At 61.0% G+C, this 26,554-nt stretch carries 20 protein-coding genes; 18 read left to right on the forward strand and 2 right to left on the reverse strand.

The annotated features are described in order from the left end of the window. The first annotated feature begins 20 nt into the window (after window positions 1-20). The 5 genes from secE to LPB73_RS08340 all read left to right on the forward strand — a co-directional run bounded on the left by secE (window position 21) and on the right by LPB73_RS08340 (window position 3,058). Window positions 21-212: a preprotein translocase subunit SecE gene (secE, locus tag LPB73_RS08320; protein ID WP_068731532.1), complete on the forward strand. Its 192-nt coding sequence runs from the start codon at window positions 21-23 to the stop codon at window positions 210-212. Between the two features lie 12 nt (window positions 213-224). Then, window positions 225-755: a transcription termination/antitermination protein NusG gene (gene nusG, locus LPB73_RS08325; protein WP_231080282.1), complete on the forward strand. Its 531-nt coding sequence runs from the start codon at window positions 225-227 to the stop codon at window positions 753-755. Between the two features lie 128 nt (window positions 756-883). Beyond that, entirely contained in the window at window positions 884-1,312 is a 429-nt protein-coding gene (gene rplK / locus LPB73_RS08330) for a 50S ribosomal protein L11 (protein WP_068731528.1), read from the forward strand. A gap of 6 nt (window positions 1,313-1,318) precedes the next feature. Then, window positions 1,319-2,011 (forward strand): 50S ribosomal protein L1, encoded by a 693-nt coding sequence (rplA, locus tag LPB73_RS08335; protein WP_089268281.1) that lies wholly within the window; start codon window positions 1,319-1,321, stop codon window positions 2,009-2,011. A 96-nt stretch (window positions 2,012-2,107) separates the two neighbouring features. Beyond that, window positions 2,108-3,058 (forward strand): 2-hydroxyacid dehydrogenase, encoded by a 951-nt coding sequence (locus LPB73_RS08340; RefSeq protein ID WP_231080283.1) that lies wholly within the window; start codon window positions 2,108-2,110, stop codon window positions 3,056-3,058. 5 nt (window positions 3,059-3,063) lie between these two features. On the opposite strand, the gene LPB73_RS08345 is transcribed toward LPB73_RS08340, so the two are convergent. Further along, the gene (locus LPB73_RS08345; protein WP_231080284.1) at window positions 3,064-4,200 is read right to left on the reverse strand and encodes an FAD-dependent oxidoreductase; all 1,137 of its coding nucleotides are present in this window, start codon (window positions 4,198-4,200) and stop codon (window positions 3,064-3,066) included. A 108-nt stretch (window positions 4,201-4,308) separates the two neighbouring features. Between LPB73_RS08345 and LPB73_RS08350 the strand changes: the two genes are divergently transcribed. The 12 genes from LPB73_RS08350 (at window position 4,309) to LPB73_RS08405 (ending at window position 24,813) form a co-directional block, all read left to right on the forward strand. After that, window positions 4,309-4,989, forward strand: coding sequence for a TetR/AcrR family transcriptional regulator (locus LPB73_RS08350; protein ID WP_120286931.1), 681 nt, complete (start codon window positions 4,309-4,311; stop codon window positions 4,987-4,989). 161 nt (window positions 4,990-5,150) lie between these two features. Then, a complete protein-coding gene (locus LPB73_RS08355; protein ID WP_093762207.1) occupies window positions 5,151-5,615 on the forward strand; it encodes a (2Fe-2S)-binding protein in 465 nt (154 codons plus the stop codon). Between the two features lie 3 nt (window positions 5,616-5,618). Then, window positions 5,619-7,784: a xanthine dehydrogenase family protein molybdopterin-binding subunit gene (locus tag LPB73_RS08360; protein ID WP_120286932.1), complete on the forward strand. Its 2,166-nt coding sequence runs from the start codon at window positions 5,619-5,621 to the stop codon at window positions 7,782-7,784. Then, window positions 7,781-8,422: an Isoquinoline 1-oxidoreductase subunit gene (locus tag LPB73_RS08365; protein WP_231080285.1), complete on the forward strand. Its 642-nt coding sequence runs from the start codon at window positions 7,781-7,783 to the stop codon at window positions 8,420-8,422. The genes LPB73_RS08360 and LPB73_RS08365 overlap by 4 nt, the downstream gene beginning before the upstream one ends. 154 nt (window positions 8,423-8,576) lie before the next feature. Continuing rightward, window positions 8,577-9,149 (forward strand): DUF5625 family protein, encoded by a 573-nt coding sequence (locus tag LPB73_RS08370; RefSeq protein WP_175365587.1) that lies wholly within the window; start codon window positions 8,577-8,579, stop codon window positions 9,147-9,149. A gap of 808 nt (window positions 9,150-9,957) precedes the next feature. Beyond that, window positions 9,958-10,476 (forward strand): 50S ribosomal protein L10, encoded by a 519-nt coding sequence (gene rplJ / locus LPB73_RS08375; RefSeq protein WP_089268275.1) that lies wholly within the window; start codon window positions 9,958-9,960, stop codon window positions 10,474-10,476. Window positions 10,477-10,530: 54 nt separating this feature from the next. Next, complete coding sequence (gene rplL / locus LPB73_RS08380) at window positions 10,531-10,908, forward strand: 50S ribosomal protein L7/L12 (protein ID WP_089268274.1); 378 nt, start codon at window positions 10,531-10,533, stop codon at window positions 10,906-10,908. Window positions 10,909-11,339: 431 nt separating this feature from the next. Continuing rightward, a complete protein-coding gene (gene rpoB, locus LPB73_RS08385; RefSeq protein WP_089268273.1) occupies window positions 11,340-15,455 on the forward strand; it encodes a DNA-directed RNA polymerase subunit beta in 4,116 nt (1,371 codons plus the stop codon). Window positions 15,456-15,580: 125 nt separating this feature from the next. Next, on the forward strand, window positions 15,581-19,780 hold the full coding sequence (gene rpoC / locus LPB73_RS08390; RefSeq protein WP_089268272.1) for a DNA-directed RNA polymerase subunit beta': 4,200 nt from the start codon (window positions 15,581-15,583) through the stop codon (window positions 19,778-19,780). A 94-nt stretch (window positions 19,781-19,874) separates the two neighbouring features. Then, window positions 19,875-20,336 carry a GNAT family N-acetyltransferase gene (locus LPB73_RS08395; protein ID WP_231080286.1) on the forward strand — a complete coding sequence of 154 codons (462 nt, stop codon included), beginning with the start codon at window positions 19,875-19,877 and terminating at the stop codon, window positions 20,334-20,336. A 267-nt stretch (window positions 20,337-20,603) separates the two neighbouring features. Beyond that, window positions 20,604-22,658, forward strand: a complete 2,055-nt coding sequence (locus LPB73_RS08400) for an FAD-dependent oxidoreductase (protein ID WP_231080287.1) — start codon at window positions 20,604-20,606, stop codon at window positions 22,656-22,658. A 124-nt stretch (window positions 22,659-22,782) separates the two neighbouring features. After that, on the forward strand, window positions 22,783-24,813 hold the full coding sequence (locus LPB73_RS08405; protein ID WP_089268284.1) for an ABC transporter ATP-binding protein: 2,031 nt from the start codon (window positions 22,783-22,785) through the stop codon (window positions 24,811-24,813). 25 nt (window positions 24,814-24,838) lie between these two features. On the opposite strand, the gene LPB73_RS08410 is transcribed toward LPB73_RS08405, so the two are convergent. Further along, window positions 24,839-25,411 carry a TetR/AcrR family transcriptional regulator gene (locus LPB73_RS08410; protein ID WP_081421804.1) on the reverse strand — a complete coding sequence of 191 codons (573 nt, stop codon included), beginning with the start codon at window positions 25,409-25,411 and terminating at the stop codon, window positions 24,839-24,841. Between the two features lie 134 nt (window positions 25,412-25,545). On the opposite strand from LPB73_RS08410, the gene LPB73_RS08415 reads away from it, so the two are divergent. Next, the gene (locus LPB73_RS08415; protein WP_231080288.1) at window positions 25,546-25,944 is read left to right on the forward strand and encodes a RidA family protein; all 399 of its coding nucleotides are present in this window, start codon (window positions 25,546-25,548) and stop codon (window positions 25,942-25,944) included. The last annotated feature ends 610 nt before the right edge of the window (window positions 25,945-26,554 follow it).

A 26,554-nucleotide genomic window follows, 5' to 3' on the forward strand; every position in this document is an offset into this window, starting at 1 on the left:
CGGATGCGGATCACATAACGATGGCGTTCAGCCCGTTCAAATTCCTGCAGGAAGTGCGCACCGAGACCAACAAGGTCACGTGGCCCTCGCGACGCGAGACGACCATCACGACCATCATGGTTTTCGTCATGGTGGCGCTGTCGTCGATCTTCTTTTTTGCGGCGGATCAGGTCATCCGCTACCTCGTCGCCTTTTTGCTCACGATGCACTGACGGAACAGAATTATGAGCATGCGCTGGTACATCGTTCACGCCTATTCGAATTTCGAAAAGAAGGTGATGGAGTCGATCAAGGAACAGGCCAAGCAGCGTGGCCTGGAAGACCTGTTTGAACAGATTCTGGTTCCGGTCGAGAAGGTCACGGAAGTGCGCCGCGGCCGCAAGATGGACGCCGAGCGCAAGTTCTTCCCGGGCTACGTGCTGGTGAAGATGCAGCTCACCGACGAAGCGTTTCATCTGATCAAGAACACCCCGAAGGTCACGGGCTTCCTCGGTGCGGAAAACAAGCCGATGCCGATTTCGGAAGCCGAAGCCATGCGCATTCTGCACCAGGTGCAGGAAGGCGTGGAGCGCCCGAAGGCGTCGGTGTCGTTCGAGATCGGCGAGAACGTGAAGGTGGCCGATGGTCCGTTCGCGTCGTTCTCCGGCGTCGTCGAGGAAATCGACGAGGCGCGCTCGCGCGTGAAGGTCGCAGTGTCGATCTTCGGCCGCGCCACGCCGGTCGAACTGGAATTCGGTCAGGTCGAAAAGGTCTGATCGCAATAGCGTGAGGTTCGCCTCGCGTTTCTAAGGCCGTGGGAGGAAGAGGGCGGTTGCCAACCGCTGTCGACCGAACCACGAAACCTGAAACAGCCGGTCGATGACCGGCACAACAGGAGTGACACATGGCAAAGAAAGTGACCGGATACCTGAAGCTTCAGGTGCCGGCCGGTGCGGCGAACCCTTCGCCCCCGATCGGTCCCGCGCTTGGTCAGCGCGGTTTGAACATCATGGAATTCTGCAAAGCGTTTAACGCGCAGACGCAGAAGGAAGAAAAGAACACCCCAATCCCGGTGGTGATCACGATCTACGCCGATCGTTCGTTCACCTTCGCCCTCAAGACCCCCCCGATGTCCTTCTTCATCAAGAAGGCCGCCAAGCTCACCTCCGGCTCCAAGCTGCCGGGTCGTGACAAGGCCGGCGCGGTGACCAAAGCGCAGGTGCGCGAGATCGCCGAAGCGAAGATGAAGGATCTGAATTGCGACACCATTGAATCGGCCATGAAGATGGTTGAGGGCTCTGCCCGTTCGATGGGTGTCGAGGTCGCGGGGTAAACGGTCATGGCAATTGGAAAACGTTTGAAGAAGGCCCGTGAGGGCATCGACCGCGAGAAGCTCTATCCGGTCGCCGAGGCCATCAAGATGGTCAAGGAACGCGCCAAGTCGAAGTTCGATGAGACCATCGAAATTTCGCTGAACCTCGGCGTCGATCCGCGTCACGCCGACCAGATGGTCCGTGGCGTCGTCACCCTGCCGAACGGCACCGGCCGCACCCTGCGCGTCGGCGTGTTCGCCCGTGGCCCGAAGGCTGAAGAAGCCAAGGCTGCCGGTGCAGACGTCGTCGGTGCAGAAGACCTGTTCGAGAAGGTCCAGGCCGGTCAGATCGATTTCGATCGCTGTATCGCAACCCCCGACATGATGCCGCTGGTCGGTCGCCTTGGTAAGGTGCTCGGTCCGCGCGGCATGATGCCCAACCCGAAGATCGGCACCGTGACCATGGACGTCACTGGCGCAGTCAAGGGTGCCAAGGGCGGTTCGGTCGAGTTCCGCGTCGAGAAGGCCGGCATCGTGCAGGCTGGTATCGGCAAGGCATCTTTCTCGGAAGAGAAGCTCGTCGAAAACATCAAGGCTCTGGTCGATGCCGTCTCCAAGGCGAAGCCGGCTGGCGCGAAGGGCACCTATCTGCAGCGCGTTGCCGTGTCTTCGACCATGGGCCCCGGCGTCAAGGTTGAGACGGGCACCGTGCTCGGCTAAGCCGGAACAAGGCTTGCAAGAAACCAGGGCGGAATCGGGCAACCGGTTCCGCCCTTTCTTTTGTCTTCCGCTCTTTGACCCAGCAGGAATGTCACGATGGCCGAGAAGGTTCTGATCTATTCGCGTTTCCCGAAGTCCCAAATGGTGCGCATCGGCGAGCACTTCGACCTACTAGACGCTGCAGGCAAGCCACCGCTGCAGACCTTTTCCGCTGACCAACTGAAAGACGTGCGCGCGCTGATCACCGCGGGCGGTCAGGTGCTCAAGGCAGACGTGATGGACATGATGCCGGCGCTCGGCGCCATCATTTGCTACGGCACCGGCTATGACGGCGTCGACTTCAAGGCCGCGGCCGAGCGCAAGATCGTGGTCGGCAACAGCCCGGGCGCGAATGCGGCCTCGGTCGCCGATCTGGCACTCACGCTGATGCTCGCGGTGACGCGGCGCTTGCTGCCTGCGGATCAGTATTTGCGCGAGGGTGGCTGGTCGTCGGCAAAGCCGTCGCCGCTGATGTCGCCGCAGCCCGGCAATCCCGGCCGCAGAGTGGGCGTCTATGGCATGGGCGAGATCGGCCGCAAGATCGCATCGCGCGTCGCGGCCTTCGAATGCGATGTCGCCTATCACAGCCGCAGCAAGCATGACGTGCCGTATCGCTACGAGCCGAGCCTCGATGCACTCGTCGAATGGTGCGACGTGCTGATGATCGCCGTGCGGGCAGGGGCCGATACCAACCGCATCATCGATGCCGCGATGCTGAAGAAGCTCGGCGCCAATGGCGTCGTCGTGAACATCTCGCGCGGCTCGGTGATCGATCAGGCTGCGCTGACAGCGGCGCTGACGGACAAGACCATCGCCGGCGCCGGCCTCGACGTGTTCGAGAAGGAGCCCCACGCGCCCGACGCACTCACGGCTTTGCCGAATGTCGTGCTGACGCCGCATATCGGTGGTCACACGCTCGATTCGCACACGGCGATGCAGGACTGCGTCATTGCCAATCTCGACGCGTTTTACGCGGGCAAGGGGCTGCCCTACGCGGTGGCGGTTTAGGGCAGCTATTCGGTGATCTGAAAGCTGGTGAACAGGTCAACCACGCTCTGAGGCGCGTTGTCGTTGAAGAACAGCTTCAGATTCCGGTCAGTCTCCGCGGCAACAGACGCGCTGCGGGGAAAGAGCTCCGTTTCATAAGCGACAAGCGCGGCTTCCACATCGTCTGGATGAGCGGCGAGAGCGAGCCCAAGTTCAGCACCGTCGAACATTGCGAGATTGGCGCCTTCGCCGGCGAATGGTGACATCAGGTGCGCGGCATCGCCGAGCAGCGTGACGCCGGCTACGCGATCCCATCGGTGTTCGATCGGCAGCGCATAGATCGGGCGAAGCACAGGGGCGGCCTGAATGTTGGTGATGAGCGCTGTCAGTTCCGGAGCCCAGTCCTCGAATTCCGCGGCGATGCGGGCGAGGGCACTCGTCCGGTCGGAGAAATCGATGCGGGCAATCCAGTCCTCCGGCCTGTTCAGGGCCACGTAGCCTTGCAGTGTTCCATCGGCGTGTCGGTGCGCAAAGATTCCCTGGCCCGGCGCAATCGCCATCAGTGTGCCCCCGCCAACCGCTTCCGCGCTGGCCTTGTGGCGGGTGTCGGCGTCGAAAAGAAACGTCTCGATGAATGACGTGCCGACATAGGCCGGTTTCTCCCCGGAGAGGAGCGGGCGAACGCGTGACCAGGCGCCGTCGGCACCTATGAGGAGATCGGTCGTGACCGTTGAGCCATGGGAGAAAGTCAGTGCGTGCCGCCCGCCGCCGAGCGGAGACGCCGCTGCAAGTTTATGTCCCCAGCGGATCGTGTCGGCAGGAAGGGAATCGAGCAGAATCTGGCGAAGCTCTCCTCGATCCACCTCAGGTCGACCGCCGTTGCCCATGTCGGGCCTGTCAAACAGCAGCTTGCCGTCCTTGTCGCGTATCCGCTTGGCGTCGGCACCGACGACGATGATGTCGCGGAAAGCTTCGAACAATCCCGCAGCCTTGAGTGCGAGCTGCCCGTTGTATTCGTGAATATCGAGCAGGCCTCCTTGTGCTCGCGAGTCGGCCGAGGCTTCAGCTTCATAGATCGTCGCTGCGATACCGTGAACATGGAGCACGCGGGCAAGCGTCAGGCCGCCGAGCCCCGCGCCGACAATCGCCACATGAGTATTCATCTCGCCACCTTCGCAGTCGCAGGCTGTCCCGGGACATTCCCCAAGACCTGGAATGGAACGTCATTCCATTCTATTGGAACGTCGTTCCATTTATGTCAAGGTGGGGACATGGCCAAGAAAACTCGCAGTAGCCCACGACGCGAAGACTCGCTCTCCCGGGATCGCATCATCGAAGCGTCGATCGCGATCCTGGACGGCAGCGGGGAAGATGGTCTGACATTCCGTGCCCTGTCGGAGCGGCTCGCCACGGGTCCCGGGGCTATTTATTGGCACGTGCCCAACAAGGGCGATCTGCTGACTGCCGCCTGCGACGCCATCATCGCCCGCGCGATGAACGCGCCCCTGGTCGGCGCGACGCCTCAGGCCATCATTCGCACCCTCGCGCTGGGCATGTTTGACGCGATCGACGCGCATCCGTGGGTTGGGTCGGCGCTCACACGCGCTCCCGGGCAGTTACCCATGGTGCGAATACTCGAACGCATCGGCCGGCAGGTGAGCGCCCTTGGCGTGCCTGACGAGGAACAGTGGGCGACGGTGGGTGCGTTGCTGAACTACATCCTCGGCGTCGGTGCGCAGAACGCGGCCAATGGGCAGCTCGGCCGGACGCGAGGAATCGACAGGTCTGACTTTCTGGACGCGGTCGCAACCACCTGGTCTCAGCTCGATCCGGACGCGTATGCATTCACCCGCAGCATGGCTGCACATTTGCGGGGGCACGACGACCGCAGGGACTTTCTCGCCGGAATCGATCTCATCCTGAGCGGCATCGAAGCGTCGCGGCGCCTCTGAAAAGCTGACGACTGGTCTGAAGAGCCGTTTCGCAAGAACCAATTTCGTTCCCGCGCGGTACAAAAATAATTGAATGGGTTATTCCGCAATGCGGATGTAGATGTCGGCTGTTTAGAACAACTCGAATGTAGGCGTACATTCGACGACATAGGACATCAGCGATGGCTGCGTTCACTCTCAAGATCAACGGTCAGGCCCGTCAGGTCGACGTCGATCCCAACACACCTCTGCTCTGGGCAATTCGAGATGGGGCCGGTCTCACCGGCACCAAATATGGCTGCGGGGTCGCGCAATGCGGCGCCTGCACGGTCTATGTGGACGGCCAGACCGTCCGCTCGTGTTCAATGCCCGTCTCGGCCATCGGCACCAGCGAAATCACCACCATCGAAGGGCTCAACTCCAAGGAAGCCAAGGCAGTGCAGGCCGCCTGGGTCGCGCTTGACGTGCCGCAATGTGGCTACTGTCAATCCGGCCAGGTGATGAGCGCCACCGCGCTGCTTAGCGTCAATCCGACCCCCACCGACAACGATATCGATCTGGCGATGAACGGCAACATCTGCCGCTGCGCCACCTATGTCCGCATCCGCGCCGCCATTCATGGCGCCGCCAAATCTCTGGAGGGTTGAGCCATGACCGTTCATGACACCAAACTCTCCCGTCGTACGCTGCTCAAGGGCAGCGCTGGCCTCGTGCTCGGCGCCTATGTTGCGCGCGCCGACAAGCTGTTTGCGCAGGCGGCGGCAAAGCCGTCGGTCAATATCGCGCCGAACACCTTCCTGATCATCAAGCCCGACAGCACCGTCACGGTGCTGTGCAAGGGCATCGAATTCGGGCAGGGGCCGTTCACCGGCATGGCGACGTTGGTCGCCGAAGAACTCGACGCGGACTGGGCGCAGATGCGTGCCGATCACGCGCCGTCAAATCCGCAGCTCTACAAGAATCTGGCGTTCGGCATGCAGGGCACCGGTGGCTCGACCGCCATCGCCAATTCCTACATCCAGATGCGCCAGGTCGGCGCCGCCGCGCGCCAGATGCTGGTCGCGGCTGCTGCCGATGCGTGGCAGGTGCCGGCGGGCGAGATCACTGTCGATAACGGTGTGATCAAACATGCGTCTGGCCATGAAGGTCGCTTCGGCGAATTCGCCGACAAGGCGATGGCCATGCCGGTGCCGGCTGATCCGAAACTGAAGGATCCGTCGCAGTTCAGGTTGATCGGCAAGGAAGGCGTCGTGAAACGCCTCGACAGCGCCGACAAGACCAATGGCAAGGCCTTCTACACGCTCGATATCAACGAACCGGACATGCTCACGGTGGTCGTGGCGCGTTCGCCGAAATTCGGCGGCAAGGTCGCGTCATTCGATGCGACGGCTGCGAAAGCCGTGGCTGGTGTCGTCGACGTCAAGCAGGTGTCGAATGGCGTCGCTGTCTACGCCAAGGGTTTCTGGCCCGCGAAGATGGGCCGCGAAGCGCTGAAGATCACCTGGGACGACAGCAAGGCGGAGAAGCGTGGCAGCGCCGAACTGCTGCAGCAATTCCGCGGCCTGTCGAAGACGGCCGGCAAGCTCGTCAAGGCCGAGGGCAAGTTCGAAGAGTCGATGGCCAAAGGTGGCCGCGTGATCGAGGTTGAATACGTCTTCCCGTATCTGGCCCATGCCGCGATGGAGCCGCTCAACGCCTATCTGAAATGGGACGGCGACACCGCCTATGCGCGCTATGGCTGCCAGTTTCCGACGCCTGACCATATGGCGATCTCCAAGGTGCTCGGGCTGCCGATCGAGAAGGTCAAGATCGACGTTCTTCTGGCCGGCGGCAGCTTCGGCCGCCGCGCCCAGCAGAGCACGCATCAGGCCATCGAGCTCGCCGAAGTCGCGAAAGCGATCGGACCGGGCAAGCCGGTCAAGCTGGTGTGGACGCGCGAGGACGATATGCGCGGCGGCTACTATCGGCCGTATTGCATCCACCGTATGCGCGGTGCGGTGCGCGACGGCAAGATCGAAGCCTGGAGCGACACCATCGTCAGCCAGTCCATCATGAAGGGCTCCTTCTTCGAGTCCATGATGTTCAAGGACGGCCTCGACCCGACGTCCTATGAAGGCTCGAACGAAATCCCGTACGACGTCGAGAACTTCCGCTGCGACATGCATCAGGTCGATGTCGGCGTGCCCGTGTTGTGGTGGCGCTCGGTGGGCCACACCCACACGGGTTATGTCGTCGAAGCCTTTGTCGATGAACTGCTCGAGGCCGCCGGCAAGGATCCGATCGAAGGCCGGCTTGAACTCCTGAGCAAGAAACCGCGCCATGCGGGCGCGCTGAAGGCCGTCGCCGAACTCGCCGACTGGAAGAACTACAAGGTGCCGGCAGGCCGCGCGCGCGGCGTTGCGGTGGTCGAGAGCTTCAACACCTTCGTTGCGCAGGTCGTCGAACTGTCCATGACCGACGACGGTCCGAAGGTGCACAAGGTGTGGTGCGCGGTGGATTGCGGCGTCGCCGTGAACCCCGACATCATCCGCGCACAGATGGAAGGTGGCATCGGCTTCGGCCTCGGTCACATCCTCTATGCGGAACAGACGCTGGATGCCGGCGCGCCGGTGTCCGGCAATTTCGATACCTATCGTTCGCTGCGCATCAACGAGATGCCGGAGATCGAGGTGGTCATCGTGAAATCGACCGAGAAGCCATCAGGCGTCGGCGAACCCGGCGTGCCTCCGCTCGGGCCTGCCGTTGCCAACGCGCTGGCGAAACTCGGAGTGGGAAGACCGCGGCAGTTGCCGATCGTACCTGGAGCCTCAGCATGAGCTTGTTCAAACATTCGATGCTGGCGCTGGTTGCCGGCGGCCTCGCGGCGGGTCTCCTCGCATTCGCGGAGCCGAGCTTCCAGGAGGCCGATGCAGCGGTCAGCAATCCGACCAAGCTGCAGTCGGTCTCGGCCTTCGCCAAGATCAAGAACAAGAACGAGCGTGCGGTGGCGCTGTTTACGGAGGCCGGCAAGGTCATCCAGTCGCCGCGCTGCATGAACTGCCATCCGGCCACCGAACGCCCGACCCAGACCGACCGCATGCGGCCGCATATCCCGCTGGTCGTGCGCGGCGAGGGCGGTGTCGGCGCGGCCGGTGGTCTCGCTTGTGCCACCTGTCACCACGAGAACAACTTCGATGCCGCCAACGTCCCCGGCAATCCGAAGTGGGCGCTGGCGCCCATCGAGATGGCCTGGCAGGGCAAGACGCTTGGCCAGATCTGCACCCAGATCAAGGACAAGGAGCGCAATGGCGGCAAGGACATGGCCGCGCTTGTGAAGCACATGGCCGAAGACGAGTTGGTCGGCTGGGGCTGGCATCCTGGTGGCAACCGGACCCCGGCGCCGGGCACCCAGAAGCAGTTCGGTGAATTGATTAAGGCCTGGGCCGATGCCGGAGCGGCCTGCCCGAAGGGGTAGTTCGCGGAGAGTGACGAGGGGTGCCGTAGCTGATGCACGGTAGCCCGCTCCCGTGACACGTTGCCTTGGGACGCAATTGCGACCCGGCATGAACCCGACTATGCTACCTTAGGTCGGCAGTGCCAGGGCCTGGCGGCAAAGCGCGGGATCTCGGGTGGCTGGTTGGCGCATCAAGGCAATCGTCACGGTCGGCGCGTCTGCCGCCCTGCTTGTGGTGGCCTGGAGCGGCCTGGCATGGTTTTCCGGCATGCCGCCGTCGGTCCTTGTCGCACGTATCCTGTACGACGATGTGCCTCGTATTGAAATTCCGCTGCAACTCAATCCCTCGGCACCGGTCGCCTTCGCTGCTCGCATTCTAGAAAAGCGCAATTACTGGCTCAACCTGCGTATCTACTTCGAGGGGGTAGAGCAGCGAAAGCAGGTTTCGGATGTAGTGGGTGACGCGCGGTCAGTGCCGGTCCATGTACCGGGGCCGTCGGAGGTGGCGACGGAAGTTCATGTAGTGATCCGGGATCAAGAGCGCCGTGTGGTTCACGAACGAACCGTTCGAAGCGTCGGCCGAAGTGATACGGCGGGCGACAGTCTGGGTCGGAGGCTCGATGAGTTTGTTCTCGACACGGGCCGATACGACATCAGTATCACCCCGGCGGAAGGTGTCGCCGAGTTCAGGCCGTTTCGCACAACCATCGAACTGACCTATCATCCGAAGACTACGGCAGATCGGTGATTCTCGTCGCCTGAGGGAAGCGAAAGCGGCTGCAGGGCGGGCGCGCTTCGCGTTGCCCACCTATGGACCTGCAAAAATGTTGTCCGGGCGCGGGCTGGGACGCATAATCGTTGTCAGAGCGATTGCGACGAAGGGCTGGAACCACAGCGTTTCAGCCAAATCTAGGGCGGGTATGGGTCCCGGCGTTTGCCGAGATGGCATAGGGCAAATATGCCCCCTTGCAGAAAAGATGCCACATCGGCATTTCGCGCTTGGCAACACGAAAAAGACTCGTTAAACAACCGTTTCCGGGCGTGCTGGCTGGTAGCTGGCGCGTCTGTGTTCGCACTCCGACAACCCACATCGCAGGAGACTTTTCCTTTCAGGCTATCCATACGGATCGCTCGACGGGGATGGGACGCGCGACGCGGATTTGAAGAGAGCGGGCAGGGGTCACCAATAGGTCAGATGATGACTTATCGATGATCCTGAATCCTGTCCGAGACTGCTGGCGCCTTAGATAAACGTAAGTTTCATCAATGGCTTAATCGTAAAACTTGATGCAGCCAGCATAGACGGGTGAAGACTGGATTTCGCCAATGTCGTTTTGTGCGACGTGACGCGTATTTGGTTCGAACCTCGACACCCCGCGCCAGTGCTGGTTCGCCAGGAAGGTTCGGGAGGGCAGGCTATCATATCGTCTCGCCCGACGTGTCTTTAGACCACGTGTTTTAACGAGCATGTGTCTCGAGGTCAGGTTCAGGTGGGACGGTGGGTGTAACCCGGCGGTCCTATCTCGATAGAGGCCGCCAACCGGAGAGAGCTTGCTGTGGAAAGAGCGGCTAAAAAGGACGCGGTCGACGCGCTGAACGGGGTCTTCAAGACCACCAGCGTTGCGGTTGTCGCCCATTATTCCGGCCTCACCGTTGCCCAGATGCAGAATCTGCGTTCGCAGATGAAGCTGGCTGGCGCCTCGGTGAAGGTCTCGAAGAACCGTCTCGCCAAAATTGCTCTTGAAGGCACGGATGTTGCTGCCATCGGTTCCCTGTTGAAGGGCCCGACTGTGATCGCCACTTCGGACGATCCGGTAGCGGCACCGAAGGTTGCCGTCGAATTTGCCAAGGCGAACGAGAAGTTCGTCATCCTTGGCGGCTCGATGGGTAAAACCGTCCTGAACGTCGACAGCGTCAAGGCCTTGGCCGCGCTGCCCTCGCTCGACGAACTGCGCGCGAAGATCCTCGGCCTCCTTGTGGCGCCGGCGACCAAGATCGCTCAGCTCTCGACAGCTCCCGCGGCGAAGCTCGCGCGTGTTGTTCAGGCTTATGCCTCAAAGAGCGAAGCGGCCTGACGCCCTTCGCATTCAAACCCTGGTTCGAACCAAATACGCTTAAGGAAATAGACAATGGCTGACCTACAGAAAATCGTTGACGATCTCTCGAGCCTGACCGTGCTCGAAGCTGCCGACCTCGCCAAGATGCTCGAAGAAAAGTGGGGCGTTTCGGCTGCTGCTGCTGTTGCAGTTGCTGGTCCGGCTGCTGGCGGCGGCGGTGCTGCTGCTGCTGAAGAAAAGACCGAGTTCACTGTCGTTCTGGCTTCGGCCGGCGACAAGAAGATCGAAGTCATCAAGGAAGTCCGTGCGATCACCGGTCTTGGCCTCAAGGAAGCCAAGGACCTGGTCGAAGGCGCTCCGAAGCCCGTCAAGGAAGGCGTTGCCAAGGACGAAGCCGAGAAGATCAAGGGTCAGCTCGAGAAGGCTGGCGCTAAGGTCGAACTCAAGTAAGACCCTTTATGGGTTCCATCTGGAGGGCGACCATTTGGTCGCCCTCCAGGCCGGAACCCGATGGACTACACAGGAATGTGTGGGGATGCGCTGGGAACCACCCTCGAATCTCCATGATTGCCATCCCATATTGGGACGGCAGCACGAAAAACACGGTCTGACAGCGGAAACGGCGACGTTTCCGGTTAAGCCGTTGGGAGATGGGCAATTTTCGGGCTTTTCGGTCCGTAGCTAGACGGTTTGGACGGGCGAGATGCAGTCGGGCATCGCGCACGTCGTTTTGCGTTCTGCGATTCAAATGCTCGGGAGAGGGATTTTGTTCCTCACATTGGGCGCCGAATTCGGAACGTTCTTGGAAATTCAACCCGGAGGCGATGGCAGTCGCGCTCTGGAAGGTTCGCCCCTTTCGGGCGACGCAATGAGAGGCCACGATGGGTCAGCAGACGTTCACAGGTCGCAAGCGCGTTCGCAAGTTCTTCGGTCATATTAAAGAAGTCGCAGAGATGCCGAACCTCATCGAGGTTCAGAAGGCGTCCTACGACCAGTTCCTGATGGTCGATGAGCCGACCGGCGGGCGCCTCGACGAAGGTCTGCAGGCTGTTTTCCGTTCGGTGTTTCCGATCTCGGATTTCTCGGGCACCTCGATGCTGGAATTCGTGCGCTACGAATTCGAGCCGCCGAAGTATGACGTCGATGAGTGCCGCCAGCGCGGCATGACCTATGCTGCGCCGCTGAAGGTGACGCTGCGCCTGATCGTGTTCGATATCGACGAAGAAACCGGCGCCAAGTCCGTCAAGGACATCAAGGAGCAGGACGTCTACATGGGCGATATCCCGCTCATGACCATGAACGGCACCTTCGTCGTCAACGGCACCGAGCGCGTCATCGTCTCGCAGATGCATCGTTCGCCGGGCGTGTTCTTCGACCACGACAAGGGCAAGACCCATTCGTCGGGCAAGCTGCTGTTCGCTGCCCGCGTGATTCCGTATCGCGGCTCCTGGCTCGACATCGAGTTCGATGCCAAGGACATCGTGTTCGCGCGTATCGACCGTCGCCGCAAGATTCCGGTGACGTCGCTGATGTTTGCGCTGGGTCTGGACGGCGAGGAAATCCTCTCGACGTTCTACAAGAAGATCCAGTTCAAGAAGATCAAGGAAGGCTGGCGCGTTCCGTTCGACGCCACGCGTTTCCGCGGCTATTCCACCGTCAACGACCTGATCGATGCCGACACCGGCAAGGTCGTGCTCGAAGCCGGCAAGAAGCTCACCGTGCGCGCTGCCCGTCAGCTCGCCGAGAAGGGCCTCAAGGCGCTGCGTCTGACCGATGAAGAGTTGGTCGGCAACTATCTCGCCGAGGACCTCGTCAACGTGAAGACCGGTGAAATCTACGCCGAAGCCGGCGAGGAAATCACCGAGAAGTCGCTGAAGGCGCTGAACGAGGAGGGCTACAAGGAACTCCCGCTGCTCGACATCGACCACGTCAATATCGGTGCCTATATCCGCAACACGCTTTCGGCAGACAAGAACCTGACGCGTGAAGACGCGCTGTTCGACATCTATCGCGTGATGCGTCCGGGCGAGCCGCCGACGCTCGAATCCGCGCAGAACATGTTCCAGTCGCTGTTCTTCGACAGTGAGCGTTACGACCTCTCGGCCGTGGGCCGCGTGAAGATGAACATGCGCCTCGAACTCGATGCGCCGGATACCCATCGCACGCTGCGCAAGGAAGACATCCTCGCCGTCATCAAGACGCTGGTGGACCTGCGTGACGGCAAGGGCGAAATCGACGACATCGACCATCTCGGCAACCGCCGTGTGCGTTCGGTCGGCGAGCTGATGGAAAATCAGTATCGCGTCGGCCTGCTGCGCATGGAGCGCGCCATCAAGGAACGTATGTCGTCCGTCGACATCGACACCGTGATGCCGCAGGACCTGATCAACGCGAAGCCCGCGGCTGCCGCTGTGCGCGAGTTCTTCGGTTCGTCGCAGCTGTCGCAGTTCATGGACCAGACCAACCCGCTCTCGGAAATCACCCACAAGCGTCGTCTTTCGGCGCTTGGCCCCGGTGGTCTGACCCGCGAGCGCGCCGGCTTCGAAGTCCGCGACGTGCATCCGACCCACTACGGCCGTATCTGCCCGATTGAGACGCCGGAAGGCCCGAACATCGGTCTGATCAACTCGCTCGCCACCTTCGCGCGCGTCAACAAGTACGGCTTCGTCGAGACCCCTTACCGCAAGGTCAAGGACGGTCGCGTCACCGACGAGGTCGTGTACCTCAGCGCGATGGAAGAGGGCCGCTACTCGGTCGCGCAGGCGAACGTGTCGCTCGACGCCAAGGGCAAGTTCACCGAAGACATGATCATCTGCCGTCATGCAGGCGACGTGTTGCCGCTGCCGGCCGACAAGGTCGATTACATGGACGTGTCGCCGAAGCAGCTCGTTTCGGTCGCTGCGGCGCTGATCCCGTTCCTCGAGAACGACGACGCCAACCGCGCGCTGATGGGCTCGAACATGCAGCGTCAGGCCGTGCCTCTGGTGCGCGCTGAAGCGCCGTTCGTCGGTACCGGCATGGAAGCCGTCGTGGCCCGCGACTCCGGTGCTGCGATCGCTGCCCGCCGTTCGGGTGTCATCGACCAGATCGACGCAACCCGCGTGGTTATCCGCGCGACCGAAGATCTCGATCCGACCAAGTCGGGCGTCGATATCTATCGCCTGATGAAGTACCAGCGTTCGAACCAGTCGACCTGTATCAACCAGCGTCCGCTGGTGAAGGTTGGCGACATCATTCGCAAGGGCGACATCATTGCCGACGGTCCGTCGACCGATCTCGGTGAACTCGCGCTCGGCCGTAACGTGCTCGTCGCGTTCATGCCGTGGAATGGCTACAACTTCGAAGACTCGATCCTCCTCTCGGAGCGGATCGTGAAGGAAGACGTCTTCACCTCGATCCACATCGAGGAATTCGAAGTGATGGCCCGCGACACCAAGCTCGGCCCTGAGGAAATCACCCGCGACATTCCGAACGTGTCGGAAGAAGCGCTGAAGAACCTCGACGAAGCCGGCATCGTCTATATCGGCGCTGAAGTCCGCGCCGGCGATATCCTGGTCGGCAAGATCACGCCGAAGGGCGAAAGCCCGATGACGCCGGAAGAAAAGCTTCTGCGCGCCATCTTCGGTGAAAAGGCGTCGGACGTTCGCGATACCTCGCTCCGCGTGCCTCCGGGCGTGCAGGGCACGATCGTCGAAGTCCGCGTGTTCAACCGGCATGGCGTCGACAAGGACGAACGTGCTCTGGCGATCGAGCGGGAAGAAATCGAACGTCTTGCCAAGGACCGTGACGACGAACAGGCCATCCTGGATCGTAACGTCTACGGCCGTCTGGCTGATCTTCTGGAGAACAAGGTCGGCATCGCCGGTCCGAAGGGCTTCAAGAAGGACGGCAAGATCACGCGCGCCGTGCTCGACGAAAATCCGCGGTCGCAGTGGTGGATGTTCGCCACCGCAAACGACAAGCTGATGACCGAAATCGAAGCGATGCGGAAGCAGTACGACGAGTCGAAGAAGGGCCTTGAACAGCGCTTCCTCGACAAGGTCGAGAAGCTGCAGCGTGGCGACGAACTGCCGCCCGGTGTGATGAAGATGGTCAAGGTCTTCGTCGCGGTGAAGCGCAAGATTCAGCCCGGCGACAAGATGGCCGGACGTCACGGCAACAAGGGCGTGGTGTCGAAGATCGTTCCGATCGAAGACATGCCGTTCCTTGAAGACGGTACGCATGCGGACATCGTGCTGAACCCGCTCGGCGTGCCTTCGCGCATGAACGTCGGTCAGATCTTGGAGACGCATCTTGGCTGGGCCTGCGCAGGCATGGGCAAGAAGATCGGTCAGACCATCGACGCCTATTACCAGAAGCAGGATCTGAAGCCGCTGCGCGACACCCTGAAGAAGGTTTACGGCGAAGACGAAGTCATCAAGTCGCTGAATGACACCGAGCTGCTTGAACTGGCGCGTAACCTGAAGCCCGGCGTGCCGATTGCGACGCCGGTGTTCGACGGTGCGAAGGAAGCCGACATCGAAGAGATGTTGAAGATGGCTGGCTTCGACGCGTCCGGTCAGTCCACCGTCTATGACGGCCGGACCGGCGATCAGTTCGATCGCAAGGTGACCGTGGGCTACATCTACATGCTCAAGCTTCACCATCTCGTGGACGACAAGATCCACGCGCGTTCGATCGGTCCGTACTCGCTCGTCACGCAGCAGCCGCTGGGTGGTAAGGCGCAGTTCGGCGGTCAGCGCTTCGGTGAAATGGAAGTGTGGGCGCTCGAGGCTTATGGCGCGGCGTACACGCTCCAGGAAATGCTGACGGTGAAGTCGGACGACGTCGCAGGCCGTACCAAGGTCTACGAGGCGATCGTGCGCGGCGACGACACGTTCGAGGCCGGTATCCCGGAATCGTTCAACGTGCTGGTCAAGGAAATGCGCTCGCTCGGCCTCAACGTCGACCTGCACAATTCCAAGCTGCCGGGGCCGACTTCCGAAGCTGCCGAGTAAGAACAAGCGTTACGCCCGGCCTGATGGCCGGGCGTCCGCACCCAGCCGGGACGTGGGGCAGGGTGTGTGGCTCTAAAGAATTTCGAATTTGCTGCTGATGGCGATCGGCACGCGAGGAGAAGACGATGAACCAAGAAATTATGAATCTCTTCAATCCGACGACTCCGGCTCAGGTCTTCGACCAGATCCGGATCTCGATTGCGTCCCCGGAGAAGATTCTGTCGTGGTCCTACGGCGAGATCAAGAAGCCGGAAACCATCAATTACCGTACCTTCAAGCCCGAGCGCGACGGCCTGTTCTGCGCCCGCATCTTCGGGCCCATCAAGGATTACGAGTGCTTGTGCGGCAAGTACAAGCGCATGAAGTACAAGGGCATCATCTGCGAGAAGTGCTCGGTCGAAGTGACCCTGTCGCGCGTCAGACGCGAGCGCATGGGCCACATCGAACTGGCTGCTCCGGTCGCGCATATCTGGTTCCTGAAGTCGCTGCCGTCGCGCATCGGCCAGTTGCTGGACATGACGCTCAAGGATCTCGAGCGCATCCTGTATTTCGAATATTACGTCGTTCTCGAGCCGGGTCTCACCGCGCTCAAGGACCGTCAGCTGCTGTCTGAAGAAGAATATCTGAAGGCGCAGGACGAATACGGCCAGGACTCGTTCACCGCGATGATCGGTGCCGAGGCGATCCGTGAATTGTTGAAGGGTCTGGAGCTCGAGAAGCTCGACGAGCAGCTGCGCGTCGAGATGAAGGAGACCGAATCCGACATCAAGCACAAGAAGCTCGCCAAGCGCCTGAAGATCGTCGAGGCCTTCCGCTATTCCGGCAACAAGCCGGAATGGATGATCCTCACGGTGGTGCCGGTGATCCCGCCGGATCTGCGTCCGCTGGTGCCGCTGGATGGCGGCCGCTTCGCGACGTCGGATCTGAACGATCTGTATCGCCGCGTTATCAACCGTAACAACCGCTTGAAGCGTCTGATGGAGCTCCGCGCGCCGGACATCATCATCCGCAACGAAAAGCGCATGCTGCAGGAGGCCGTCGACGCACTGTTCGACAACGGCCGCCGTGGCCGTGTCATCACCGGCGCCAACAAGCGTCCGCTGAAGTCGCTGGCCGACATGCTGAAGGGCAAGCAGGGTCGTTTCCGTCAGAACCTGCTCGGCAAGCGCGTCGACTATTCGGGCCGTTCGGTCATCGTCGTCGGTCCGGAACTGCGTCTGCATCAGTGCGGCCTGCCGAAGAAGATGGCGCTCGAACTATTCAAGCCGTTCATCTATTCGCGTCTTGACGCCAAGGGTCTGTCCACCACGGTGAAGCAGGCGAAGAAGCTCGTTGAAAAAGAACGTCCCGAGGTCTGGGACATTCTCGACGAGGTCATTCGCGAGCATCCCGTGCTGCTGAACCGCGCGCCAACGCTGCATCGTCTGGGCATCCAGGCGTTCGAGCCGGTGCTGATCGAAGGCAAGGCGATCCAGCTGCATCCGCTGGTCTGCTCGGCTTTCAACGCCGACTTCGACGGCGACCAGATGGCCGTACACGTTCCGCTGTCGCTCGAAGCGCAGCTGGAAGCGCGCGTCCTGATGATGTCGACCAACAACATCCTGCATCCAGCGAACGGTCAGCCGATCATCGTGCCGTCGCAGGACATCGTGCTGGGTCTGTACTACCTGTCGACCATGCGTGCGGGTCTCCCGGGCGAAAACAAGCTGTATCGTGAGATGGCGGAGATCGAGCATGCGCTGCATGCGAAGGTCATCCACCTCCACACCAAGATCAAATACAGCTGGTCCGGTCTCGACGCGGACGGCAAGCCGGTCACGCGCATGGTGGAAACCACTGCCGGTCGTGCGATGCTCGGTCAGGTTCTGCCGAAGTCGCCGAAGATGCCCTTCGACGTCATCAACAAGCTGATGACCAAGAAGGAAATCTCGGGCGTCATCGATCAGGTCTATCGTCACTGCGGTCAGAAAGAGACCGTGATCTTCTGCGATCGCATCATGGCGCTCGGCTTCTACAACGCGTTCAAGGCTGGCATCTCGTTCGGCAAGGACGACATGGTCGTACCGGGCTCGAAGTGGAAGATCGTCGACGCCACCCGTGCGTTCGCGAAGGACTTCGAACAGCAGTACAATGACGGTCTGATCACCCACGGTGAGAAGTACAACAAGGTCGTCGACGCCTGGTCGAAGGCGGGTGAAGAAGTCGCCAAGGAGATGATGAAGGAAATCTCCTCGGTGAAGAGGAATGCGGCGGGTGAAGAAGCCCAGATCAACTCGATCTACATGATGGCGCATTCCGGTGCCCGTGGTTCGCCGGCCCAGATGCGTCAGCTCGGTGGTATGCGCGGCCTGATGGCCAAGCCGTCGGGCGAGATCATCGAAACGCCGATCATCTCGAACTTCAAGGAAGGTCTGTCGGTTCTCGAATACTTCAACTCGACCCACGGCGCTCGTAAGGGCCTCGCGGACACCGCGTTGAAGACCGCGAACTCGGGCTACCTGACCCGCCGTCTCGTCGACGTGGCGCAGGACTGCATCATCACGCAGACCGATTGCGGCACCAATCTCGGCATCAAGATGCGCGCCATCATCGACTCCGGTTCGGTGGTCGCATCGCTGGCGTCGCGTATTCTCGGTCGTTCGGCCTGCGAAGACATTCGCGATCCCGCGACCAACAAGGTGCTGATCAAGCGCAACACGCTGATGGAAGAGAAGGACGTCGATCTGCTCCAGCAGGCCGGCATCCAGGAAGTGAAGATCCGTTCGGCTCTCACTTGCGAACTGGTCAACGGCATCTGCGGCACCTGCTACGGCCGCGATCTGGCCCGCGGCACGCCCGTCAACCACGGTGAGGCCGTCGGCGTCATCGCGGCGCAGTCGATCGGCGAGCCCGGCACGCAGCTGACGATGCGTACGTTCCACATCGGCGGCGCGGCGCAGCTCAACGAGCAGTCGGTGATCGAGTCGAACTTCGACGGCAAGATCACGATCAAGAACGAGAACATCGCCAAGAACGGCGAAGGCCACATGGTTGCAATGGTGCGCAACATGGTCATCGCCATCTCTGACGCCGATGGCACCGAGCGTGCGACGTATCGTATCCAGTACGGTGCTCGCGTTCACGTGGCTAACGGCGACATGATCAAGCGTGGCCAGCGTATCGCGGAATGGGATCCGTATTCCCGTCCGCTGCTGACCGAAGTCGACGGCACGATCGGGTTTGAGGACCTGATCGACGGCCAGTCGATTACGGAAACGCTCGACGAGTCCACCGGTATCGCCAAGCGCGTCGTTACCGACTGGCGTTCGTCGCGTGGCGGTGCGGACTTGCGTCCGGCTATCGTCATCAAGGGCAAGGACGGCAAGGTCCTCAAGCTCGCACGTGGCGGCGACGCCCGTTACATGCTGTCGCCCGACGCCATTCTGTCGGTCGACGTCGATGCCAAGGTGACCTCGGGCGACATTCTTGCCCGTGTCTCGATGGAAAGCGCGAAGACGCGTGACATCACCGGCGGTCTGCCGCGGGTGGCCGAACTGTTCGAGGCGCGCAAGCCGAAGGACGCGGCGATCATCGCGGAAATCGGCGGCACCATCCGCTTTGGACGCGACTACAAGAACAAGCGTCGCATCTCGATCGAGCCGCTCGACAAGAATGAGGAGACCCGCGAGTACCTCATTCCGAAGGGCAAGCAGATCCATCTGCAGGACGGCGACATCGTCGAAAAGGGCGATTACATCGTCGAAGGCAATCCGGCGCCGCACGACATTCTGGCGATCAAGGGCATCGAGGAACTCGCTGCCTATCTGGTCAACGAAATCCAGGAAGTTTACCGGTTGCAGGGCGTGCTCATCAACGACAAGCACATCGAAGTGATTGTCCGTCAGATGCTGCAGAAGGTCGAGATCACCGATCAGGGCGAGACCGACATGATCTCGGGCGAGCAGATCGACAAGATCGAGTTCGACGCGCTGAACCTGAAGGCGAAGGAAGAAGGCAAGAAGATCGCGACCGGAAACCCTGTGCTGCTGGGCATCACCAAGGCCAGCTTGCAGACCCGTTCGTTCTTCTCGGCAGCGTCGTTCCAGGAGACCACGCGCGTGCTCACCGAAGCTGCCGTCAACGGCAAGGTGGACCCGCTCGAAGGCCTCAAGGAAAACGTCATTGTCGGCCGTCTGATCCCGGCCGGTACCGGCGCCTCGATGGCGAAGATCCGCGAAGTCGCAATGAAGCGCGACAAGATGATCCTCGACGAGCGCGAGAAGCAGGCGGCGATCGTGCCGTCGGCTCCAGAGCCCGAGCCGCTGATGCTGCCGTCGGCCGAGTAATCGGGCCGGGCAGACTTAAGAAATGAAAGGGCCGGCGCAAGCTGGCCCTTTCTCGTTTTGATCTGTTCATTCGTTGGGAACGGAGAGCGGTCAGATGACATGCGATATTCGGCCGGCTCAAGCCGGTGATGCGGCAGATATCAGCCGCGTCATCATCCGCGCGCTGCGTGAAACCAATGCGAAGGATTACACGCCCGATATCATCGCGCGGGTTGAACTCAGTTTCAGCCCCGCGGCTGTCGAACGATTGATCGACCAGCGCGAGGTGTTCGTTGCCGAGATGGGCAATCGTGTTGTCGGCACGGCGAGCCTGGATGGGCAGGCCCTGCGGACTATGTTCGTGTTGCCGGACGTGCAAGGGCGCGGCATCGGCCGTTTGCTGGTGCAGCGGATCGAGAGGGTCGCCCGCGAACGCCAGCTTGCGATTTTGACGGTTCCGGCGACGGTCACCGCAGAGGCTTTTTACGCGAGACTGGGCTTCACGGCCGTTCGCGAGGCCTATCACGGTGAGGAGCGGACCATCGTCATGGAGCGTGTCTTGTCGCCGACCAACTGACCTGCCACTGCAGATCACATCAATGCCATGGAAAAGGCCGGCGAAAGCCAGCCTTTTTCGCGTCTGGCGTGTGTTGCGGCGCACTACATGCTTTTGTTCATCTTTCCTTCAGCTGAAAAATGTTTTCACTTGGAGGGGGTTAGCGCGAGTCGACGGGGTCGACGGGCCAGCCTTGCAGCGTCAGCGGATTCCGCTTTGGCTGGGAATACGTTACATCGACCGTTGCCGGATATTGCCGCCGGCAAACACGACGCGTGAAAGAAACCTATGCTTGATCTTGCAATTGTTGGTGGTGGTCCAGGCGGCCTGATGAGCGCCTGGTATCTCAAGAAGAAGCTCGGCGATCTCTGTCGTGTCACCATCTACGAGGCGTCCGACCGCGTCGGTGGCAAGATTCTCACGCGCAAGTTCGATACAGCGCCAGCCATGTACGAAGCTGGCGTTGCGGAAATCTACGATTACTCGATGACAGGGCCGGATCCGTTGCGCGAGCTGATCCAGCATTTCGGCCTGCAGACCATTCCGATGGATGCCGAGCAGGTGCAGCTGGACGGCGAGCTGCTCAACGACGTGCCGGGCATGCGCAAGAAATACGGCCCGAAGACCGCAGCCGCCATTGAAGCCTTCCGCAAGAAGTGCGCGAGCATGGTGTCGCCGATCGAATATTACGAAGGCGTCGGTTCGCACGACAACGAACACCCCTGGGCATGGATAAATGCCGAGGAGCTGCTTGATAAGGAAGTCAGCGATCCCATTGCCAAGCGCTTCCTGAAGGTGATGGCGCGCTCCGACATCGCGACCGAGACGCACAACACCAACGGCCTCAATGCGCTGAAGAACTTCGTGATGGATGTCGATGGCTATATCGGCCTCTATTCGATCCAGAACGGCAACGAGCAGCTGATCTCCTGCCTGCAGTCGGAAGTCGATGCCGACATCCGGCTCAATCACCGTGTGCTCAAGGTCGGCAAGACCGAGCAGGGCCGCTATCAGCTCGACATGATGAACGGCAAGGGGCCGGACACCCGCGATTTCGATCTCGTGGTGATGTGCCTGCCGCATTCATGGCTGGCGACCATGCGCTGGGACGGCGAGCAGCTGCGCAAGTCGATGGTCAAGCATGTCTCTTACTTCGACCGCCCGGCGCATTATCTGCGGATATCGCTGCTGTTCGATACGCCGTTCTGGGGCGAGCAGATTTCCGGCGCCTGGTTCATGTCCGAAGCCTTCGGCGGCTGCTGTGTCTATAACGAGGGCGCGCGCCACGATGTCGGCAAGCACGGTGTGCTGAACTGGCTGGTGCCAGGCTCCGACGCGCTGGCCTTTGCCAATCTCACAGATGATGAGTTGATCGATGCCGCGCTGAAGTCGTTGCCGGCCTCGTTTGGCGATGCGCGTGCGCATCTGCTGGAAGGCAAGATCCATCGCTGGCTGTCGTCGGTCAACGCGATCCCCGGCGGCATGCCGGTGCGCGACGTGATGACCAATCACCGGCCGGAGCCGAAGGATCATCCGGGGCTCGTCGTGGTCGGCGATTATCTGTTCGACTCCACGCTGAACGGTCTGCTCGACTCCTCCGATGCCGCCACCGACATCATCCTCACCGAGATGATGCGCCTGCGCCGTGCGCAGGGTCAGAATGGCACGACGATCTCCGACAAGATTGATCGCGACTATTTCCAGAACTATCGCGGCGTCGGTCCCTACAGCGAGGTCTGGAGCCAGTTTACCGACCCGGCCTATCTGACAAATCTCATCAAGATCGTCTGGGGCCGTGCCAAGGGCTACAAGCTGCTGGTTGCCGGCTCGGCATCAGGCGAACTGGTCGGCGCGCTGCGTGCCAGGGGGATCGACGCCTGGGGTGTCGAGAACAACAAGGCGATCCACGCCAGGACGCCAAAGGCGCTGCAGAAGTTCAACAAACTCGAATCGATCACCGATCTGCCCTTCAAGGCTGGGCAGTTCGATTTCGTATTTGAGACCAGCCTGTGTCACGTGAGCGACAAGCAGGTGGTGACGGCCGTGCAGGAGCTCAACCGCGTCGTGAAGACCGGCCTCGTGTTCGGCTCGGTCACGTCCGACATGGCGCCGGCGGTGATCGATCGCTATGACCTGCTGCGCGGCGTCAAGAAGCTCGGCACCTGGTGGGAATGGTCGGAACTGTTCTTCGGCAACGGCTTCGACCTGTCGATGCATCGCCGCGACTGCACCGAGGCGGTGTGGGAAGCGACACTGGCCGCCGGCAAGGGCCCGGGCCACTGGTATGCCGACGCGGACAGCCTGCGTTACTCGTTCTTCGACAAGGTCGATGCCGAGGATTGATCTTTGGCATCCGCCCTCGGTTGCTTTGCCGAGGACATTCTGATCGCATAGGATCATTGCCGTGGCTGTCCGGGCCGCTTCATTGATTCTTGCGGTCGAAGACCGTGCAGCAACGGTTCGTTCCATGGCGTCGAAGCCACCTCCAAAGCCTCCATCTGACGACAAGAACGCGGCCGAGCCGGCCACGCCGCTCGATGACAAGTTCGCGCTCCCGGTTGGCGCTGCCGCCGCTTCGGTTCCCAGCACGAAACCGCCGGCTGTCGAGAAGACGGCAAAAGCCAAGCCTGCCGTCGATGATGACGACGAGGATGAAGACGACGAGCTCGATGACGATGATGACGAGGAACTGGTCGTCTTCACCGCGCGCGAGGCCGCTGGTGCCTTCGGAACGGTCTATCGTTTCACGCGGCCGTTGCTCGGCAAGTACCGCAAGCTGCTTGGCTTCGTTGGCTTCGGCGTTCTGGTCGAGACGCTGTTCAACGTCATCATGCCGCTCAGCCTCAAATATCTGATCGACGACGCGCTCGGCGAGGAAGACTTCGACGCGCTGTTCAAGATCCTGTCGGTGCTGGCCGTGGCCGGCATTGTCACGTCGATCGTTGCGATCTGGTACGAGCGCTGGGACGCCAAACTGGCAGCCTCGATCATCACGGACGTCCGCTCGCGTCTGTTCGATCACGTGCAGGATCTGCCGTCGGCCTATTTCGCCCGCACCAAGCGCGGTGAAATTCTGTCCCGCTTCTCGATCGATCTGTCGTCTTTCGAGACGGCCATCAAGAGTTTCGCCAACAGCGCATTGCTGCCGTTCCTCGAACTCATCGCCGGCATCGGGCTGATGCTGTATCTGAACTGGCAGCTGGCCGCCGTCGCGCTATTGATTTTCCCGATCACACTGATCGGCCCGCGCATCCTGACGCCGAAGGCCGTGCAGGCCAATTACGACCAGAAGCTCAGCGAAGCTTCAGTGCTCGGCATGGTGCAGGAGAACATCGCGGCGCAGGCGGTGATCAAGGCCTTCAGCCTGCAGCGGCGTACCATGGGCTGGTTCCGGCTACGCAATAACGAAACGCGCGACAGGATTGCGGCGGCGACCTTCCTGTCGACCATGGTCGAGCGCTCGGTCACCGTCTCGGTATTGCTGCTGCATTTGGTGGTGCTGGCGATCGGCGCCTATCTCGCCACCAAGGGGCAGATCACTGTCGGTACCTTCGTCACCTTCGAAAGCGCGTTCTGGGAGGTGTCCTACAATATCGCCCATGTCATGCATTTCATCCCGGTGTCGATCCAGGCAGCGGCCGCCGTGCGGCACATGGAGGAGATGCTCGACGAGCCCACCCGCGGTGCCGACAAGCCCGGCTCACCGGAGCTGCCGCGCATCGTCAACGACATCACGTTCGATCGCGTCTCGTTCAAGTATGAGAACAGCCAGCAGCCGGTGCTCGACAATCTCAGCCTCAAGATCAATGTCGGCAAGACCGTCGCCATTGTCGGCCCATCCGGTTCCGGCAAGAGCACGTTGCTGAACCTGATTCTGCGGCTCTATATGCCGGACGAGGGCAGGGTGACCATTGACGGCGTCGATATCCGCAAGATCACGCGCGAGTCCCTGCGCGGACACATGGCCGTGGTGTTCCAGGAGAACATGCTGTTCAACATGTCGATCCGCGAGAACATCCGGCTCGGCAAGGAAGGCGCGACCGACGAGGAAGTCGAGCAGGCGGCGCGCAAGGCCGAGATCCATCGCTACATCATGAGCCTTCCGGACAAATACGACACCCAGGTCGGCGAGCGCGGCGATACGCTCTCCGGCGGCCAACGCCAGCGGATTGCGATCGCGCGGGCCGTCGTCCGCAATCCGTCGGTACTCCTGCTGGATGAGGCGACATCCGCCCTCGACCAGACAACCGAGGCGGCGCTCAACAAGACGCTGTTCAAACTCGCCAAGGGCCGTACCCTGATTTCGTCGACGCACCGGCTGGCCGCCGTGGTGGATATGGACGAAATCATCGTCATCAATGGCGGCAAGGCGATCGAGCGCGGCTCGCACAAGGAGCTGCTGGCGCTGAACGGTACCTATCGCCAGCTCTGGGACGACCAGCGGCACAGGTCATCTGCCAGCGACGATGATGATGACGAGGATGACGACGACGAGTGAGCGCATCTGAAGATGTGTAAGGCGGTCATCCCGCCGTTCGCAGCAAGCCCGCCGCGAGCTGGCGGAAAGCCTCGACAGCTTTCGTAAGGACCGCGTGGGGATCGTCGGCGGCAGCGATCCAGAGCGCGGCGTTGAGCGCGGCGCCATTGATCAGACGGGCCGCCGCTTCGGCATCGACAGGCTTGACCGTTCCATCGTCGATCAGCCGTTGAATCGCCTGTGTTGTCGTGCGCAGACACGCCGTCTGGTTCGGCCATTGCGAGGGATCGCCGAGTACGGCGGGGCCGTCCAGCAGCATGATGCGCTGGATCTCCGGCTCAAGGGACATTTCGATATAGGCGACGCCTTCGTTGAGAAACCCGTCCCATGCGGTGTCCGCCTGACCGCGGGCAGCGCGCATCCGTGCCAGCATCTCCGCATCGATCTGATCGATGACGGCCTGCAACAAACCCTTCTTGTCGCCGAAGTTGTGATAGAGCGCGCCGCGCGTCAGGCCGGCCTCGGCGGTGAGGTCGTCCATCGATGCCGCCGCATAACCTTTGGCGGCAAAAGCCGTCCGGGCCGCCCGGATGAGTTTGGCCCGGGTTTCCTCCACCATTTCCGCTCGTCGTCTCGCGACCACTGTCATCTCCGTAAAATAACATACGCACTGTATGCGTATTGACATACGAGGCGTACGCCTGAATATTCTGACATACGGGGCGTATATAATCGTTGAACAGGACTGACACTATGACCAAACGCGACGCGATTTTACCGGCCGGCCGCCAGGCGCTTTACGAGATCAACCGGTATTCGGCGGCGATACGCTCGGGCGACCTCCTGTTTGTTTCCGGCCAGGTTGGCAGCCGGGAAGACGGCTCGCCGGAGCCGGTCTTCGAACAGCAGGTCCAGCTGGCATTCGATAACCTCGCGGCCGTGCTGAAGGCGGCAGGTTGCACATTCGACGACGTGGTCGACGTGACCACTTTCCACACCGACCCGGCCACGCAGTTCGCGGCGGTCAACGCCGTCCGATTGGCCGTGATTGGCGAGCCGCCTTACCCGAACTGGACCGCGGTCGGGGTCAACTGGCTGGCGGGCTTCGATTTCGAGATCAAGGTTATAGCGCGGCTCCCTGCGTCGACTTGATTGGCAGGTCGTGAGTGTCGGGTGGGGTGGGCTGTGTCCCTCTCCATTCGGCCCCCCGGTAATATTTGCTGCTGATCGATGCTGGCCCGGTGTGTCGATTCGGGACGCGGTACGGTTTGCATCGGATGCGAGTCGGCGGGGCAGGGCGCAAAAAATCCGCAACCCAGGCGATTCTCTTTCATCAAACTGCAACGAATCCGAGTCGCGGATTCTTTCGTGGATGACATGGCGGGCGTCGAAATCGCGTATGTTCTGTCATGATCCACATGCTAGAAGATGCAGTGCGAGAAGCGTTTCTTTCATCGCGCTTTGTTGTTGACTTGGGTATCCCCTGCGGATACAACCCGGCCATTCAACGACAGGCGGTGAGCTTCGCCAGTGTCGGAACGGATCACCCGGTCGGCTTTTCGGAGCTAATTGGGCACCAACCTCGACCAAGAAGCTCAAACGCTGTCGCTATATCAAGGCAATGCCAAAACGACGTTTGTCTCCTGAGAGACTTCTCTCTTGAGATTAAATTCGAATGCATGACCTCGGTGCAGACCTAAAGACGTAAGTCTGACGGTCATGATCGCGGTCCTCTGTGGCGTTAAGCGCTTTCCGTTCAGCA

The organism is Tardiphaga sp. 37S4 (assembly GCF_021044645.1).
Taxonomy (GTDB): Bacteria; Pseudomonadota; Alphaproteobacteria; order Rhizobiales; family Xanthobacteraceae; genus Tardiphaga; species Tardiphaga robiniae.